Below are 17902 nucleotides of genomic sequence, written 5' to 3' on the forward strand. Positions count from 1 at the left end.
CCCACAATGTTTTGTGTGATGTCCGCTACCGCTAACACAACACTGATCCCTGTGGGAGCTGGCTTGCCAGCGATAGCGGTGTATCAGGCAATACAGAGTTAGCTGGCAGTCGCCAACAACAGATCAGCCATCGAACGATGCCCACGATGCTTGCCGTGCTCATACAGCGAGCCGGCAATCTCGTCCGCACGAATCGGCAACACCGACAGCAATGTATCGCTCAGACCATGGCTGGCCTGGCAGAAGCCCTGCATGTAGATGCCGGCCTTGCAGCGCTCGTCGGTAATCAGTTTGTAGTTGCGATCGACCTCGAACTCACCCAGGTACTCTTCCAGCGGCGCCAGCAATTTGCGGTGCATCTGGCGCTCGTAACCGGTGGCCAGCACTACGGCGTCGTAAAGGCGCACGGTGACTTCGCCAGTGGCGTTGTTGCGCACGGCCAGTTCGATACCGTTTTCGGTCGCGGTGGCTTTCTCGACGGTGGTCAGGGTGCGGAACGCATGACGGGCAATCCCGGAAACCTTCTGACGATAGAAGATGCCGTAGATGCGCTCGATCAGGTCGATGTCGACCACCGAGTAGTTGGTGTTGTGGTACTCGTTGACCAGACGCTCCCGCTCGGCGCTGTTCTGCTGGAACACCAGATCGGTGAACTCCGGCGAGAACACTTCGTTGACGAACGGGCTGTCGTCCGCAGGCTTGAGTGCCGAACCGCGCAGGATCATGTCGACCTGCACCGACGGAAACGAATCGTTCAGATCGATGAACGCTTCCGCCGCGCTCTGCCCACCGCCGATGATCGCAATGCTCATTGGCTGATTGTTCACGCACGGCTGCTCGGCCATTTGCGACAGGTATTGCGAGTGGTGGAACACGCGGGTATCGCCCTTCAGCGCCTTGAACGCCTCTGGAATACGCGGGGTGCCGCCGGCACTGACCACCACCGAACGGGTGGTGCGTACATGTTGCAGGCCCTGGCTATCGCGGGAAATAACGCGCAGCGCTTCAACCTGATGGTTGTGCAGCACCGGCTCGATGGTCAGCACTTCCTCGCCGTAACGGCTCTGCTCGGAGAACTGCCCGGCCACCCAGCGCAGGTAGTCGTTGTACTCCATGCGGCACGGGTAAAAAGTGCCGAGGTTGATGAAGTCGACCAGACGGCCGTGGTACTTCAGGTAGTTGACGAAGGAGTACGGGCTGGTCGGGTTACGCAGGGTCACCAGATCCTTGAGAAAGGAAATCTGCAACTCGCTCTGCGTCGACAGAGTGTTGCCGTGCCAGCTGTAGTTGGCCTGCTTGTCGAGGAACAGCACATCCAGCTCACCCTGAGTCGGGCCGCGCTCTTGCAGAGCGATGGCCAGCGCCAGGTTCGAAGGGCCGAAACCGACGCCGATCAGGTCGTGAACGATGGGCGATGCAATTGCCTGTGTCATTTCCAGTGTCCTCTGGATGAACCCCTCAACGCGGGGATAAAGCCTGGGTGGCCTGACCGGCCTGAATCAGGTCAGCAGGTCGTCTGTTGAGTAGGAACGAGGACGATGAAAGGAAATTTAACCGGGAAGGATCAATGGGCATCCCATTGTTTGATCCGCAACCGGCAGTGTTTCATGGCGTTGACGATGTGTTTTTCCACCAATGCCTTGGAAATCCCGAGGTGCTCGGCAATTTCCGGATGGGATAGACCTTCGATCTTGCGCAGCAGAAAACATTCACGGCAGCGCGGCGGCAGCTCTGCCAGCGCGCGCTGGAGCATCTCCAGACGTTGACCATGATCGAGGGTGCCATGGGGCGACGGGGTGAAATAGCGCTCTTCATTGTCCAGCACATCAAGTGACTCGACCTGACGCAGGGCATTGCGTCGATGATCGTCGATGACCAGGTTCAATGCCGTGCGATAAAGAAAGGCGCGCGGTTGTTCGATCGGCGTGTCGCTGGAACGCTCCAGCACCCGCACATAAGCGTCATGCACCACATCTTCGGCCACCTGACGGTTGCCTAGCTTGGCGTTAAGGAAACACACCAGCTCGCGATAGTAGTTTTCCAACATGACTCCCGACCGCATCGTTGCAGATCCTGTCCTTGAGCGCACCGATCCGGCCGCGGAATACGCAGTAGCAAGATAGTGGCAACTTGAGGGGCGTAATTTATAGTAATTCTCATATAGATTTAAAGCGCTGATTCCATATCCCGACCAAATAGTCCTGTCCGGACACCTGTCACATGATGTGTTAGCGCTTAAATTCCCTTGCACATGCCTCGTTTACAGGACAGCTCCCCGTATCTGTCGTGCCTTGCGACAGCGTTCAGCGCCCCTGCACGCCTGTGTACTGGCCGGATGACGGGCCGAATCCACTGGCCGGAACCCTGCATGAAACGTCCCCGCCCCGCCCGACGCGCCTTGTTCGCCGCCCTTTGCCTGATTCCCGTGATCGCTGTTGCCGCGTGGCAAGTCCTGCCACCCGGGCGCGACGCTCTCGCTACGGTGCAAGTGACCCGCAGCAATATCGAAAACAGCGTGACCGCGCTGGGCACGCTACAGCCACGCCGTTACGTGGACGTCGGTGCGCAGGCATCCGGGCAGATCCAGAAGATTCATGTCGAGGCTGGCGACACGGTCAAGGAAGGCCAGTTACTGGTAGAGATCGACCCATCCACGCAAAAGGCCAAACTCGATGCCGGGCGGTTTTCCATCGAGAACCTCAAGGCGCAGTTGCAGGAGCAACGCGCCCAGCACGACCTCGCGCAGCAGAAATACCAGCGCCAGCAGAAACTCGCCGCGGGTGGCGCCACCCGTGAGGAAGACGTGCAGACGGCCCGCGCCGAAGTCCGCGCGACCCAGGCGCGCATCGACATGTTCCAGGCGCAGATCCGTCAGGCCCAGGCCAGCTTGCGCAGTGACGAGGCGGAGCTCGGCTACACGCGGATTTTTGCGCCAATGAGCGGCACCGTGGTCGCCGTGGGCGCCCGCGAAGGCCAGACGCTCAATGCGCAACAGCAAACCCCGCTGATCCTGCGCATCGCACGACTGTCGCCGATGACCGTGTGGGCCGAAGTTTCCGAAGCGGACATCGGCCACGTCAAACCCGGGATGACCGCCTACTTCACCACCCTCAGCGGCGGTAGCCGGCGCTGGAGCAGCACGGTGCGGCAGATTCTGCCGGTGCCGCCGCGCCCCCTCGAACAGAACCAGGGGGGCAGCCCCACCAGCGGTCGCAGCGGCAGCGAACGCGTGGTGCTCTACACCGTATTGCTCGACGTCGACAACGCCGACAACAGCCTGATGACCGACATGACCGCGCAGGTGTTTTTTGTCGCGCAACAAGCGCAAGACACCCTGACCGTGCCCACCGCCTCCCTGCAACCGGGTTCACGCCCGCAGTGGCAACGGGCGCAGATCGTCGCCGCCAACGGCGAAGTTCAGTCCCGCGAGGTACGCACCGGCATCAGCGACCGCCTGCGCACACAAGTGCTGGAAGGCCTGGCCGAGGGCGATCACATCCTCAGCGCGCCGGCCACCGGCAGCGGAGGCTGAATGCAGACGCCTCTGATTGACCTGCGGCAGATTCGCAAATCCTACGGCGGCAATGACAGTCCGCTGGTGGAAGTGTTGCGCGGCATCGATCTGTCGATACATGCCGGCGAATTCGTCGCCATCGTCGGTGCGTCCGGCTCCGGCAAATCGACATTGATGAACATCCTCGGCTGCCTCGACCGCCCCACCAGCGGCGAATACCGTTTTGCCGGTGAAGACGTCGCGCAACTCGACACCGATGAACTGGCCTGGCTTCGCCGCGAAGCATTCGGTTTTGTGTTCCAGGGTTATCACCTGATTCCGTCCGGCTCCGCCCAGGAAAACGTCGAGATGCCGGCCATCTACGCCGGCACCCCGGCCGCCGAACGCCACGCCCGGGCCAGTGCCTTGCTGGAGCGGCTCGGCCTGGGCAGCCGCACCGGCAACCGCCCGCATCAGCTTTCCGGTGGTCAGCAACAACGGGTCTCGATAGCCCGCGCGCTGATGAACGGCGGCCACATCATCCTCGCCGACGAACCCACCGGCGCCCTCGACAGCCACAGTGGCGCTGAGGTCATGACCCTGCTCGACGAACTCGCCGGTCAGGGCCATGTGGTGATACTCATCACCCACGATCGCGAAGTCGCACAACGGGCCAAACGCATCATCGAAATCCGGGACGGCCTGATCATCAGCGACACCGCCGAACACCCGTCAGCCGCGCCCCGCACTGCTAATCCCGGCGCTTTGCAAGCGGTTGATCTGCGCCAGCGCCTGAGCACCGGCAGTACGCAGACTGGCGCCTGGAAAGGTGAACTGGTCGACGCCGTGCAAGCGGCGTGGCGAGTCATGTGGATCAATCGCTTTCGCACCGCCCTGACGTTGCTGGGAATCGTCATTGGCGTTGCTTCGGTGGTAGTGATGCTGGCGGTGGGCGAAGGCAGCAAACGCCAGGTAATGGCGCAGATGGGCGCTTTCGGCTCCAACATCATTTACCTCAGCGGTGCGGCGCCCAACCCGCGCACGCCGCCGGGCATCATCACCCTCGACGACGTCGCCGAGCTGGCCGCCCTGCCCCAGGTCGAACGCATCATGCCGGTCAATGGCTCCACCGCCGGTGTACGTTTCGGCAATGCCGACCACAGCAGTTACGTCGGTGGCAACGACACTAATTTTCCAACCATTTTCAACTGGCCGGTGGTTCAGGGCAGTTACTTCACCCAGGCCGATGAAGACAGCGCCGCCGCCGTGGCGGTGATCGGCACCAAGGTCCGCGACAAGCTGCTCAAGGATGTCGCCGACCCCATCGGCCAGTACATCCTCATCGAAAACGTACCATTTCAGGTCCTCGGAGTTCTGGCCGAGAAAGGCTCAAGCTCCGGCGATTCCGACAGCGACAACCGCATCGCCGTGCCCTACTCGGCGGCCAGCACGCGCCTGTTCGGCAGCCGCAATCCGGAATATGTGGTGATCGCCGCCAAGGACGCACGCAAAGTCAAAGACGCCGAGCAGGCGATCGAACAGGCAATGCTGCGCCGGCACAACGGCAAAAAGGATTTCGAACTGACCAACAATGCCGCGATGATCCAGGCCGAAGCGCGCACGCAAGGCACGCTGTCGCTGATGCTCGGCGCCATCGCTGCCATCTCCTTGCTGGTCGGCGGTATCGGTGTGATGAACATCATGCTCATGACCGTACGCGAACGCACTCGGGAAATCGGTATTCGCATGGCCACTGGCGCCCGACAGCGCGACATCCTGCGCCAGTTTCTCACTGAGGCGGTGATGCTCTCGGTGGTCGGCGGCATTGCCGGTATCAGCCTGGCGATGCTGGTCGGCGGCGTCCTGTTGTTCAGCGGCGTGGCAATCGCATTTCAATGGCTGGCCGTGCTCGGCGCTTTCGCCTGCGCGCTGGTCACCGGCGTCCTCTTCGGCTTCATGCCTGCCCGCAAGGCTGCCCGGCTCGACCCGGTCACGGCCCTTACCAGTGAATGATCGATCTATGAAAGCGCCACTGACAATCCTTGCCGCCAGCCTGTTGCTGGCAGCCTGCAGCAGCCCTGCGCCGCGCCCCGACAGCGGCGTGCAGCCACCGCTCGCCTGGCAATCGCCTGACCATCCCGGCGCCGTGCAAGGCAATCGGCAGTGGTGGACGCAGTTCGGCAGCCCTGAACTCGATCAACTGGTCGAACAGGCGCGGCTGGGCAGCCATGACCTCGGTGCCGCCGTTGCGCGGGTCAGACAGGCTCAGGCCAGTGCGACGATTGCCGGCGCCCCGCTGCTGCCGGAAATCAAGGCCGGCCTCAATGCCAACCGACAGAAACTGTTGCACGGCAAGGGCTACAGCCAACTGGACGTCAACCCGGATAACCGCTCGCTGGATTATTACGATGCCGAGTTGAGCGCCAGTTACGAAATCGACTTCTGGGGCGGTAAACGCGCCACACGCGACAGCGCCGTGTTCGGTGTGCAGGCCAGCGAGTTCGACCGTGCCACCGTCGAACTGACCCTGCAAAGCGGCGTCGCCACCAGCTACACCCAGGCCCTGGCCTCACGTGAGCAGACGCGTATTGCCGAGCTCAATCTGGCCAACGCGCAAAACGTTCTGCACTTGGTGCAAACCCGTTTCGACGCTGGCAGCGCTACTGCGCTGGAACTGGCCCAGCAAAAAAGCCTGGTGGCTGAACAGCAGCGCAAATTGCCGTTGGTGCAGCAACAGGCCCGCGAAGCATTGATCACCCTCGCCGCCCTGCTCGGCCAACCGGTGCAGGCACTGTCGTCCCTGCAACAACCGTTCGAGCAGTTGCAGTGGCCGAACATCGCCAGTGGCGTACCCAGCGATCTGCTGAGCCGGCGTCCGGATATCGCCAGCGCCGAAGCCAGACTGGCAGCGGCCCAGGCTGACGTCACCGCGGCCCGGGCGGCCATGCTGCCGAAGATAACCCTGACAGCCAGCCTCGGCACCGGCGCCGATCTGGCGGCGGATCTGATGCGTACAACGTTCTACAACCTGTCCTCGGGATTGACCGCGCCGATCTTCAACAACGGCCGATTGAGTGCTGAACGCGACAAGGCCAGGGCGCGTCAGGACGAACTGCTGGAGTCATATCGCGGGGCAATCATCAACGGTTTTGCCGACGTCGAAAAAGCCTTGAGCAGCATTCGCGGCCTCGACGAACAGCGCCAGTGGCAAAGCGAAGAACTGAGCCAGACGCAAACCGCATTCGACATTGCGCAAAGCCGCTATCAGGCCGGCGCCGAAGACTTGCTCACCGTGCTACAAACCCAGCGCACCTTGTATGCGGCGCAGGACATGAATGTGCAACTGCGCTTGTCGCGACTGCAGGCGAGCATTGCCTTGTACAAAGCGTTGGGCGGTGGTTGGCAAGTCATCTGAGCGCAAATTAGCGACTGGCCCGGCGCCTGCTCGCGACAGCGCCAGGTCAGGCGAAACCAATCTCTCAGGGCAAAAAAATCGCAGCACCGGGCTGCGATTTTTTTTTGCGCTTAGAGTTGCCGCCCCTTCACTTTCAGATGCCGGGCATACCACGGCCGCTGCGGCACTTTGCGGAACAGGTCGGCCATGTTGTCTTCATCGCCAAAGGTGATGCGCAACGCGAGCTTCATCGTTTCCGGGTCCATCTCCACCGAACGCCCGATTTGCAATCCTGGCACGGTGCTGCAGCCATGGGTATCCGGGCCCAGCCAAGGATCATCCACTTCGACCCAGCGCCCCGGCGCAAACCACGGCACGCCGTTGACTTCCAGCCGGCTGACCTCGCCCGGGTGAAAACGCTCATGAGCACGGAACCAGTCTTCGATACGGTCATCGATCCAGCCGTGGAAACGCCAGAACACCGGGTTCACATGGGAGGAAAACGGGTCGCCGAGGAAGTCGTTTTCCGGGGCATACCAACGCGCGGCAAAATCCGCCTGATCCCGCGCCATCGGCACTGGAATGTCATTGGACGGATCACGTGCCACCGACGCCCAGCGCATGTGCAACCAGTCGTGCAGGCCCAGTTCGACTTCCGAACCGAACTGGCCGAGGGTGAGTTTCGACAAGTAGCGCGGATCGCGGTATTGCGATTCCCACACCTGGAAATTGCTGTGGTAGGTCTCGGCCGCTTTGATGTCGCTGACCCATTTGGTGTATTCGTCGTCGCCTTCGGTCAGCCACGTCGGCGGCAGTGCGTTGCCGTCATGATTGTCGAAGTAACGGGCGAACCCCTGGCGATCACGCTCCAGCTCCGGTTGCGGCATCGGGAACGCCTGCCATGACGGCAAGTCCTGCATCGAACGGGCCTTGCCCAGCATGTGTCGATGCATGAAGAAAAAGTCGATGCCCGAGCCGTTGCGATCCTTACTCGGCCCACGGGCATCGCGCTCCTTGTCACGGGGGCCGGGTTGCCAGCCGATACCGCGCAGGGCTTCGCGTTTTTTCTCCGAGAGCTTGTGCCACTTGTCGCGGCTGGCGTGCCAGAGCTGGTGGAACAGCCGATGTTCCGGCGCGACCAGCCACGCCAGCAATGTCGGGTTCAACCCGGTGCGCTCGCGAGCCTCGGGAAAACGTCGCTTGATGGCGATGAAATGATTGTCGAGTTCGGGCAGAGCCAACGGTCGATCCAGGCGCGACACTTGCCCGGTGAACGTGCCGCTGCCGGCATTGCCGAACGCCGCCCAGACTTCGTCCAGCTTCACTTTGAATTCGTAGACTGGCGGCGCTTGCAGCGTATCGGTACGCATCAGCCGCCAGTACAACTCGGCGCCGTTGCCTGGCGCCAGATCGCCGACCACTTGGTAACGCGCAGGTTCTTCGGAACGCAGGTTGGCGCCGGTATCGAGATAGCCGCGCAAGCCGCGACCACGGTGGGCAATGTCGAGAAACAGTTCCAGACCTTCGCGCGGCAAGCCATCGAGTCCGGCAGCAGCTCCGCTGAAACGGATATCCCACACGCCGCGCAGGTTGTCCGCCAACTGTTGGCCGGCCGTATCGGCCAGGTCGACCGTCGCCTCTCCCGGGGTGATCGGAAACTCCTCACGGGTCAGCTCGCGATGTGCATAAAAAGCGGCAGGCAGCGCAGCGCCCGTGAGTGCCATGCCCGCCATGAACCAGCGTCGAGAGATCGTCATTGCCCTACCTGTGTCAGCCATGAAGCAGGCTTTATCCAAGCTAGAACGTTTTCTCGTCGGGGAAATTTACGGCCCCGGCAAAAGATCGCTACGCGTCGTCAGCGCTTTTCCTGCGCGCGACTAAATTACCCGCCCGACCACTCGTTCCTCCCAGATAGCAAAGGCCCCTGCGCCTGCACCTCGACGGCGAACCTGAATGAGATGGCAATGACAAAACCGCGTTCGAAAAAGGCTCTATTTATCGGCCTGCCGCTGGCCTTGGCGATCAGCGCCGGCGCAGGGTTTCTGGCTTGGGATTACTGGTTTCGGGACAACCCCGGCTATCCGGTAAAAGTGATGAAACAGGCGACCGAGCTGCAGGACCGCATCCTCTCCTTCGACAGCCACATCACCGTGCCCCTGAGTTTCGGCGCCCACGGCAACGAAGCCGACAAGGACGGCTCCGGGCAGTTCGACCTGATCAAGGCCAATCGCGGCCGCTTGTCCGGCGCTGCGCTGACGGTGTTCGGCTGGCCGGAAATGTGGAACGGTCCGAACGCGCCGCATCGCCCGACCGAAGGTTTTGTCGAAGAAGCCCGCAACCAGCAGGAAGTGCGCTACAAGATCATCACTGGCATGGTCCGCGACTTTCCCAATCAGGTCGGCATCGCCTACACCCCGGATGATTTCCGCCGCCTGCATGGTGAAGGCAAGTTTGCGATTTTCATCAGCATGCTCAACGCCTATCCACTGGGTAACGACCTGAGCAAACTCGACCTGTGGGCCGGACGCGGCATGCGTATGTTCGGCTTCAGCTATATCGGCAACAACAGCTGGGCGGACTCGTCGCGCCCGTTGCCGTTCTTCAATGACTCTCCTGATGCCCTCGACGGTCTCTCCGATATCGGCAAGCAGGCGGTGCACCGTCTGAACGATCTGGGTGTGATCATCGATGTTTCGCAGATGTCGACCAAAGGTCTGGAACAGGTTGCGCAATTGAGCCGCACACCGTTGGTGGCCTCGCACTCGGCACCGCGTGCGGCCGTGGATATTCCGCGCAACCTCAGCGACAAGGAATTGCAGCTGATCAAAAACAGCGGCGGCGTGGTCCAGGTAGTCGGCTTCTCGCAATACCTGAAACCGCTGACCCAGGGCACTCAGGACAAGCTCAATGCCCTGCGCGCACGCTTCGATCTGCCGCCCTTGCCTAACCTGGCCATGGCACTGATGCCAGGCGACCCGATCATTACTGCGTGGTCGGAGCAGAAACTCGGCCAGTACGCCAGTGGCCTCTACGGCATCCTTGAAGAAGAACCGAAAGCGACCCTCAAGGATCTCGGCGACGCCATCGATTACACCGTGCGCAAAATCGGTATCGACCATGTCGGCATTTCTTCCGACTTCAACGACGGCGGTGGCATCAAGGGCTGGGAGAACGTTGGCGAAATCCGCAACGTCACTGCCGAGCTGATCCAGCGCGGCTACTCCGAAGCGGACATCGCCAAACTGTGGGGCGGCAACTTCATGCGTGTCTGGGACCAGGTACAAAAAGCCGCGAAACCGGCACTGATTTCCCGTCAGGACGCAGCCAAGCCATGACTGATCGCCGGACCTTTCTGAAACAGGCGGGCGTGGTCGCAGCCGCGCTGCCGTTTGGCGCCAGTCTGGCAACGCCGGCAATGGCAGCGACCGCCCCTGTGGCATCCGCGAACAAGTGGACACAACTGCGCCAGTTGTTCGATCAGGACCCGCAGGCGATTCACTTCGCCAATTTTCTGATCACCTCCCATCCAAAACCGGTGCGCGAGGCCATCGAACGCCATCGCGCCGCCATCGACCAGAACCCGGGGCTGGCCATGGATTGGGACTTCGGTGTCACCGAGAAGCGCGAAGAAAACGTGCGGGTCTGGGCCGGTAAATACTTGCAGGCCAAACCCGGCCAGATCGCCCTCACCGGCAGCACCACCGAAGGCCTGGCGATGATTTACGGCAGCGTACAGGTGCGCCAGGATCAGGAAATCCTCACCACCGAGCACGAGCACTACTCCACCCGCAACATTCTCGATTTCCGCACCCGCCGCGATGGCACCCGGGTGCGCAAACTCAAGTTGTTCGAGTCCCCGCAAAGCATTTCGCTGGATCAGGTGCTCGACATCATCAACCGCAACATCCGTCCCGAAACCCGTGTACTGGGCATGACCTGGGTGCATTCGGGCAGTGGCGTGAAGTTGCCGATCAGCGATATTTCGCGACTGGTCGATGAACACAATCGTCAACGCGACGACAAGGACCGCCTGATTTACGTGGTCGACGGGGTGCATGGTTTCGGTGTCGAGGACTTGAGCTTCGCGCAAATGAACTGCGATTTTTTCATCGCAGGTACCCACAAGTGGATGTTCGGCCCGCGCGGCACCGGCATCGTTTGCAGCCGTAGCGAAGAACTGAAATACGTCAGTCCGAGCGTGCCGACGTTCTCCGAAGCCACCTCCTTTGCCACCATCATGACCCCGGGCGGTTATCACGCTTTCGAGCATCGCTGGGCGGTGGACGAAGCCTTCAAGTTGCATCTGCAACTGGGCAAGGCCGACGTTCAGGCACGCATCCATCAGCTCAACAGCTATCTGAAGCAACGCCTGCGGGACCAGTCGAGCATCGAGTTGGTGACCCCTTTCGATCCGCAGCTTTCTGCCGGTTTCACCTTCTTCCGCGTCAAGGGTCAGGACAGCGATGAAGTCGCCGCCTACCTGATGCAAAACCGGGTGATCTGCGATGCGGTCAGCCGCGACGTCGGCCCGGTGATTCGTACTGCACCCGGCCTGCTCAACAACGAAGCCGAAGTTGACCGGTTCATGGACATCCTCGGTAAAAAACTGCGCGCCTGATTCTCGACTCCAGTTTTCCTTTCACAGAGACGACTCATGAAAAAGCCTTACGCCTCTTTCACCCTCAAGGCGCTGCCGGCGCTAGCCCTGACTGCGCTGTGCGCCGGTCTGCTGCCGGGGGCCGCCCAGGCTGCCACACCACCGGCGCCGGGCAAGGTCTTCAAAGACTGCAAGGACTGCCCGGAAATGGTCGTACTGCCGACCGGCACCTTCACCATGGGCACCCCGGATGACGAAGTCGGCCGCGAACCGGACGAAGGCCCGCGCCACGACGTGACCTTCAGCAAACCGTTCGCCATCAGCCGCTTCCAGGTGCTCGTCGGTGAGTGGGATGCGTATGTGCGCGAAACCGGCAACAAGCCTTACGACTTCGATGATCGTCCGGGTCGCCGCTGCACCGCCGGCAAGCCTGAATTCAAACAGACCGCCCGCGACCCTGCCGTGTGCATGAACGTCGCCGAAGCCCAGGGCTACATCGACTGGCTGTCGAAAAAGACCGGCCACGCGTATCGCCTGCAAAGCGAATCGATCCGCGAGTACGCCGCACGCGGCGGCAGTACCGGGCCCTTCCCTTTCCCGTTCGATGAAGGCAATAACTACCAGATCTCCAAACACGCCAACACCTATGGCGCCGCCGACGGCTACAACTTCACCTCCCCGGCCGGCACTTTCCCGGCCAATGCCTTCGGCGTTTACGACGCCCACGGCAACGTCTACGAATGGACCGCCGACTGCTATCACAAGGATTATTCCGGCGTACCCGACGACGGTCGCCCATGGACCCAGGAAAACTGCGAACGCCAGGTCATGCGTGGCAACGACTGGGGCGAGGCGCCGGTGTTCTCGCGTTCCGGCAACCGCAACAGCAGCTGGCCGACCAGCAAAGGCGACTGGCTCGGGTTTCGTGTAGTGCGCGACCTCTGATCCTGCCCACCCCGACCGCAGCCCCGCCTGCGGTCGTTTTAAAGAAAGTCCGTGACCATTCGTTTTCCTTTAGTACCGGCACTCCCTCCGCACCGAAGCAGGAATCCTCCATGACCAAGCCTACGCGTGGGGCGATCAACGAATTGTTCGCCTTGCTCAAGCCCTTCCGCCTGATCGTCTCTGTGTCCATCGTGCTCGGCATGATCGGCGGCCTGAGCGTCACCGTGCTGCTGGCGACCATCAACAATGCCCTGCACTCCGACGACGGCCTGACCCGCACCGTGGTGATGATCTTCGCCGGCCTGTGCGCACTGGCCTTGCTGACGACGATTCTGTCCGACATCGGCACTAACTACGTCGGTCAGCACATCATTGCCAAACTGCGCAAGGAACTGGGGGAGAAAGTGCTGTCGGCGCCGATCGACCAGATCGAACGCTACCGCAGCCACCGGTTGATCCCGGTGTTGACCCACGACGTCGACACCATCAGCGACTTCGCCTTCGCCTTTGCCCCGCTGGCGATCTCCATGACCGTCACCCTCGGTTGTCTCGGCTATCTGGCGTTGCTGTCCTGGCCGATGTTCCTGATGATGCTGGTGGCCATCGCGATCGGCACAACCATTCAGGCGATTGCCCGGGCCAAGGGCATGCGCGGTTTCTACGCTGCCCGCGACTCCGAAGATGAACTGCAAAAGCACTACAACGCGATCGCCGAGGGCGCCAAGGAACTGCGCATTCATCGCCCGCGTCGCCAGCGCATGTTTGTTGCCGGGATTCAGAAAACCGCCGAAAAAATCTGCGACACGCAGATCAAATCGATCAACACGTTTGTCATCGCCAAGTCCTTCGGCTCGATGCTGTTCTTCGTGGTAATCGGCATGGCGCTGGCCCTGCAGTCTTTCTGGCCCAGCGGCGACAAAGCGGTGATGAGCGGATTCGTGCTGGTGCTGCTGTACATGAAGGGGCCGCTGGAACATCTGGTCAGCACCTTGCCGATCATCAGCCGCGCACAAATTGCCTTCCGCCGGATCGCCGAGCTGAGCGAACAATTCTCCTCGCCCGAACCGCACCTGCTGCTGGAAGACCTGGGCAAGAAACCCGGTGCCGTCAACAGCCTGGAACTGCACAACGTGCGCTACGCCTTCCCGCCCGTGGCAGGCAGCGAACCATTCCGCCTCGGGCCGGTCAACCTGCGCATCGAACAGGGCGACATCGTGTTCATCGTTGGCGAAAACGGTTGCGGCAAAACCACCCTGATCAAATTGCTGCTGGGTCTTTACGCGCCAACCGAGGGCGAAATCCGCGTCAACGATCAACCGATCACCGCGCTCAATCGCGATGACTACCGCCAGAACTTCACCACGATCTTTGCCGACTACTACCTGTTCGACGACCTGATCCAGGGCGACCGCGAGGTGCCGCAGGACGCCACCCGCTACCTCGAACGTCTGGAGATCGCGCACAAGGTCAGCGTGCGTGACGGTGCCTTCAGCACCACCGACCTGTCGACCGGCCAGCGCAAGCGTCTGGCATTGGTCAATGCCTGGCTCGAAGAGCGTCCGGTGCTGGTGTTCGATGAATGGGCGGCCGATCAGGACCCGACCTTCCGCCGCATTTTCTACACCGAGTTGCTGCCCGACCTTAAGCGTCTGGGCAAGACCATCATCGTCATTTCCCACGATGACCGTTACTTCGACGTCGCCGATCAACTGGTGCGCATGGAGGCCGGCAAGGTCAAGAGCGAACTGCAAACCGCTTGATTGAAGAGGCCGTGGCCAGGTCGGAAAAAATAATTTTCCGGTTTGCCGCGGCTTCCTCGTCTTAATGAGATGAATAAGAACCATTAACAACTATACCTGCCAAGGTCTTAACCTCATGTCCGCATCCCGTTTCATGCTTCGCCCTCTGACTCGAGCCCTGCTGATGCACGGCGCGACACGCACTCGACTGGCCGGCACCGGCCTTGGTCTGGCACTGACCCTCACCGCAGCCCCGTATGTCCAGGCCCAGGAATGGACCCTGAACATCCCGTCGCAGCCACTGGCGCAGGCGCTGCAAACCCTTGGTCAGCAGACCAGTCTGCAAATCATCTACAGCCCGGAAAGCCTGCAAGGTCTGCGTTCCAGCGCATTGAATGGCCGCTACCAGGATGATGAGTCGCTCAAGGCGATGCTTAACGGCACCGGCATCCGCTACCAGCGTGACGGCAACACCGTGACTGTCCTCGGCCCTGCCACCGGCAGCGCGATGGAACTGGCACCGACCAACGTCAACGCCAGCCGACTGAGCGCCACCACCGAAGGCAGCAACTCCTACACCACCGGTGGCGTGACCATTGGCAAGGGCGTGCACTCGTTGAAGGACACCCCGCAGTCGGTCACGGTCATGACCCGCAAGATGCTCGATGACCAGAACCTCAACACCATCGAACAAGTGATGGAAAAGACCCCGGGCATTACGGTCTATGACTCGCCCATGGGCGGTAAATATTTCTACTCCCGCGGTTTCCGCATGACAGGCCAGTACCAGTACGACGGCGTGCCGCTGGACATCGGCAGCAGCTACGTGCAGGCCGACAGCTTCAACAGCGACATGGCCATCTATGACCGCGTGGAAGTACTGCGCGGCGCGGCCGGCATGATGAAAGGCGCAGGCGGCACCGCCGGTGGCGTCAACTTCGTACGCAAACGCGGCCAGGACACCCCGCACACACAACTGTCGCTGTCGGCAGGGACGTGGGACAACTATCGTGGTCAGGTCGATACCGGTGGCCCGTTGAACGACGCCGGCACCATCCGTGGCCGCGCCGTGGTCACTGAGCAGACCCGTCAGTATTTCTATGACGTGGGCGAACGCAGGGACCAGATCTACTACGGCGCGCTCGACTTCGACCTGAGCGACTACACCACCCTGGGTCTGGGCATGGCCTATGAAGACGTCGATGCCACGCCGTGCTGGGGCGGCTTGCCGCGTTACGCCGATGGCAGTGACCTGAAGCTCTCGCGCTCCACCTGCCTGAACACCGCATGGAACAACCAGCGCAGCAAGCGGGCCACTTACTTTGGCGATCTGAAACACGAGTTCAACGACAACTGGGCGTTGAAGGTCGCGGGTGTCTACTCGAAAAACACTCAGGACATGGAATACGCCTTCCCGAGCGGTTCGGTACCGGTTGGCGCCACCAGCACCAATACCCTGATGATCGGCAGCACCTTTGACTACGATCAGGTCGACTACGGCCTCGACGCTTACGTGGACGGCAAGTTCGACGCATTCGGCCAAGAGCACGAACTGGTCGTCGGCGCCAACGCCAGCCGCTCCCACAAGGATGACTTCTACGCCGTGGCACTCCTGCCTCAAACTCAGGATGTGCTGAACCCCAACCACCACCTGCCCCAGCCAGATCAAAGTTACTACCTGGCCAACGCCACCCGGGGTGGTCCGGTGGACATGCGGATCAAGCAATACGGCGCCTACTCCACGGCACGCCTGAAACTGGCCGATCCGCTGACCTTCGTCCTGGGCAGCCGCGTCAGCTGGTACAAGTCCGAAACCGACTCCGTCTCGTACTGGCGCGGCGAAGGCACACCGACCAGTTCCCAAGCCAAGGAAACCGGGCAAGTCACCCCGTTCGCCGCGCTGTTGTTCGACATCAACGACAACCTGACCGTTTACACCAGCTACGCGGATATCTTCACCCCGCAAGGCAACTACAAGACCATTAACGGTTCGACCCTCAAGCCATTGATCGGTCAGAGCTATGAACTGGGGATCAAGGGTGAATGGTTCGACGGTCGCCTGAACAGCTCCTTCAACCTGTTCCGCACCGTCCAGAAAGACGCAGCCCAGGATGACCCGGCCTGCCCGGACAGCACCTGCTCACTGAACTCCGGCAAAGTGCGCGCCCAAGGCTTCGAAGCTGAAGTCAGCGGTGAAGTCATTGACCGCCTGCAACTGCTGGCCGGCTACACCTATACCCAGACCAAGGTGCTGGAAGACGCGGATGCCGGTCAGGACGGTGTGGTGTATAACTCGTACGTGCCGCGCCACCTGCTGCGCGTCTGGGGCGACTACGCCCTCAGCGGCCCACTGGAACGCGTTACCGTCGGTGCCGGCGTCAATGCCCAAAGCAGCAACTACCGCGTCTCGCCGAGCAGCGGCAACGATGTCACCCAGGCGGGCTATGCGGTCTGGAACGGTCGAATCGGCTACCGCATCGACGACACCTGGTCCGTGGCACTGAACGGCAACAACCTCTTCGACAAGCGCTATTACGCCACGGTCGGTACCGAAGGTTGGGGTAACTTCTACGGTGAACCGCGCAACTTCGTGATGTCGGTCAAGGCTGACTTCTGATTCTGCAGCGCCAATGAAAACGCCCCGCAATAGCGGGGCGTTTTTTTGTGTACAAGGCGAGAAGCTGCATTCCCACGAGAAGCGTGGGAACGATCAATGTTCAACCCAAATGGCGACTCAATGCCCGACTCAAGCTGTCATACACGCTCAGCACCTCCGGCATGACCGAGACCAGCCTGAGCAAGTCATGGGTCAGGCCCGGGCAATGCTCGAGTTCGACATTCACCCCCTGCGCGCGCAATTTATCGACGTAGGCCTGGCCTTCGTCGAGCAACGGATCAAACCCGGCAAGCAGCACGATTGCCGGCGGCACACCGCGCAGATCTTCGGCCAGCAACGGTGAGAAGCGCCAGTCCAGCAGGTCTTCGGGGCTGCGGGCGTAGTGCTGGTAAAACCAGTCCAGCGTATCGTTCTCCAGCAAATACCCTTCACTGAACAACAAGCGCGAATCGTGGGTGCGCGACGCATCAGTGACCGGATAACACAGCAGTTGCACCTTGGGGACGATGGCCACGGTGTGTGGCTGAACCACCGCTTGCAAGGCCAGCACCGTCGCCAAAGTGGCGCCGGCACTGTCACCGCCGAACGCGACACGACCGGCATCCAGCCCCAGGGACTGCGCCTGTTCCACCAGCCAGGACAAGGCGTCTTCCCCGTCCTCCAGCGCCGTCGGGAATTGCTGCTCCGGCGCCAGTCGATAGCCGACGGACAACACCGCGCACGGCGTACGTCGGCAGAATTCACGGCAGACACCGTCATGGGAATCCAGGCTGCCCACGACAAAACCACCGCCATGGAAATACACCAATACCGGAATCAGTGCCGTCGCTTCGCTCGGGCGATATAAACGCAACGCCAGTGGCGCACCATCCCGCGCCGTGGTGTTGACCTCCAGCACGTCAATATCCTGAGGAGCATTCCAGCGCAATTGCGCCGTGGTTTGTTCGAAAATCGCCCGGGCCTCTGCCGGGGTCAGTTGATGCAACGCCGGCTGGCCTGCGTCCTGGCTGTCTTGCGCCAGGTCCAGGAAGGCTTCCAGATCAGGGTGTAACGACATCGAAAAAATCCTTATGTCCGTAAAAAGGGACGCGCCTGAGCAACGCCCCCCTGCAATGAT

The 17902-nt window shown here is 61.2% G+C and carries 12 protein-coding genes; 8 read left to right on the forward strand and 4 right to left on the reverse strand.

Annotation, left to right across the window (positions count from 1 at the left end; all coding sequences use genetic code 11):
• Positions 1–98 precede the first annotated feature (98 nt).
• Together AC3WMT_RS28450 and AC3WMT_RS28455 are read right to left on the reverse strand one after the other, a co-directional pair.
• A complete protein-coding gene (locus tag AC3WMT_RS28450) occupies positions 99–1433 on the reverse strand; it encodes a lysine N(6)-hydroxylase/L-ornithine N(5)-oxygenase family protein (RefSeq protein ID WP_103306733.1) in 1335 nt (444 codons plus the stop codon).
• 131 nt (positions 1434–1564) lie between these two features.
• On the reverse strand, positions 1565–2047 hold the full coding sequence (locus tag AC3WMT_RS28455) for a sigma-70 family RNA polymerase sigma factor (protein WP_103306732.1): 483 nt from the start codon (positions 2045–2047) through the stop codon (positions 1565–1567).
• 321 nt (positions 2048–2368) lie between these two features.
• Between AC3WMT_RS28455 and AC3WMT_RS28460 the strand changes: the two genes are divergently transcribed.
• From AC3WMT_RS28460 to AC3WMT_RS28470, 3 genes are read left to right on the forward strand one after another with little or no spacing between them, the layout of a single operon-like run.
• The gene (locus tag AC3WMT_RS28460; RefSeq protein ID WP_103306731.1) at positions 2369–3532 is read left to right on the forward strand and encodes an efflux RND transporter periplasmic adaptor subunit; all 1164 of its coding nucleotides are present in this window, start codon (positions 2369–2371) and stop codon (positions 3530–3532) included.
• The gene (locus AC3WMT_RS28465) at positions 3533–5506 is read left to right on the forward strand and encodes a MacB family efflux pump subunit (protein ID WP_103306730.1); all 1974 of its coding nucleotides are present in this window, start codon (positions 3533–3535) and stop codon (positions 5504–5506) included.
• A gap of 7 nt (positions 5507–5513) precedes the next feature.
• Positions 5514–6908 carry an efflux transporter outer membrane subunit gene (locus AC3WMT_RS28470; RefSeq protein ID WP_103306729.1) on the forward strand — a complete coding sequence of 465 codons (1395 nt, stop codon included), beginning with the start codon at positions 5514–5516 and terminating at the stop codon, positions 6906–6908.
• A gap of 110 nt (positions 6909–7018) precedes the next feature.
• On the opposite strand, the gene pvdP is transcribed toward AC3WMT_RS28470, so the two are convergent.
• On the reverse strand, positions 7019–8644 hold the full coding sequence (gene pvdP, locus AC3WMT_RS28475; protein ID WP_103306728.1) for a pyoverdine maturation tyrosinase PvdP: 1626 nt from the start codon (positions 8642–8644) through the stop codon (positions 7019–7021).
• A gap of 207 nt (positions 8645–8851) precedes the next feature.
• Here pvdP and pvdM point away from each other — a divergent pair, with 207 nt between their 5' ends.
• The 5 genes from pvdM (at position 8852) to AC3WMT_RS28500 (ending at position 16785) form a co-directional block, all read left to right on the forward strand.
• Positions 8852–10222: a pyoverdine-tailoring dipeptidase-like protein PvdM gene (gene pvdM, locus AC3WMT_RS28480; RefSeq protein WP_103306727.1), complete on the forward strand. Its 1371-nt coding sequence runs from the start codon at positions 8852–8854 to the stop codon at positions 10220–10222.
• Positions 10219–11505, forward strand: a complete 1287-nt coding sequence (gene pvdN, locus AC3WMT_RS28485) for a pyoverdine-tailoring periplasmic protein PvdN (RefSeq protein ID WP_103306726.1) — start codon at positions 10219–10221, stop codon at positions 11503–11505. The genes pvdM and pvdN overlap by 4 nt, the downstream gene beginning before the upstream one ends.
• A gap of 36 nt (positions 11506–11541) precedes the next feature.
• Complete coding sequence (gene pvdO, locus AC3WMT_RS28490) at positions 11542–12429, forward strand: dihydropyoverdine dehydrogenase (RefSeq protein WP_103306725.1); 888 nt, start codon at positions 11542–11544, stop codon at positions 12427–12429.
• A gap of 110 nt (positions 12430–12539) precedes the next feature.
• Positions 12540–14189 (forward strand): cyclic peptide export ABC transporter, encoded by a 1650-nt coding sequence (locus AC3WMT_RS28495; RefSeq protein WP_103306724.1) that lies wholly within the window; start codon positions 12540–12542, stop codon positions 14187–14189.
• Between the two features lie 115 nt (positions 14190–14304).
• Positions 14305–16785, forward strand: a complete 2481-nt coding sequence (locus AC3WMT_RS28500) for a TonB-dependent siderophore receptor (RefSeq protein WP_177431461.1) — start codon at positions 14305–14307, stop codon at positions 16783–16785.
• Positions 16786–16885: 100 nt separating this feature from the next.
• On the opposite strand, the gene AC3WMT_RS28505 is transcribed toward AC3WMT_RS28500, so the two are convergent.
• Positions 16886–17842 carry an alpha/beta hydrolase gene (locus tag AC3WMT_RS28505; protein ID WP_103306722.1) on the reverse strand — a complete coding sequence of 319 codons (957 nt, stop codon included), beginning with the start codon at positions 17840–17842 and terminating at the stop codon, positions 16886–16888.
• Between the last annotated feature and the right edge of the window lie 60 nt (positions 17843–17902).

This window comes from Pseudomonas sp. FW305-7 (assembly GCF_058786735.1).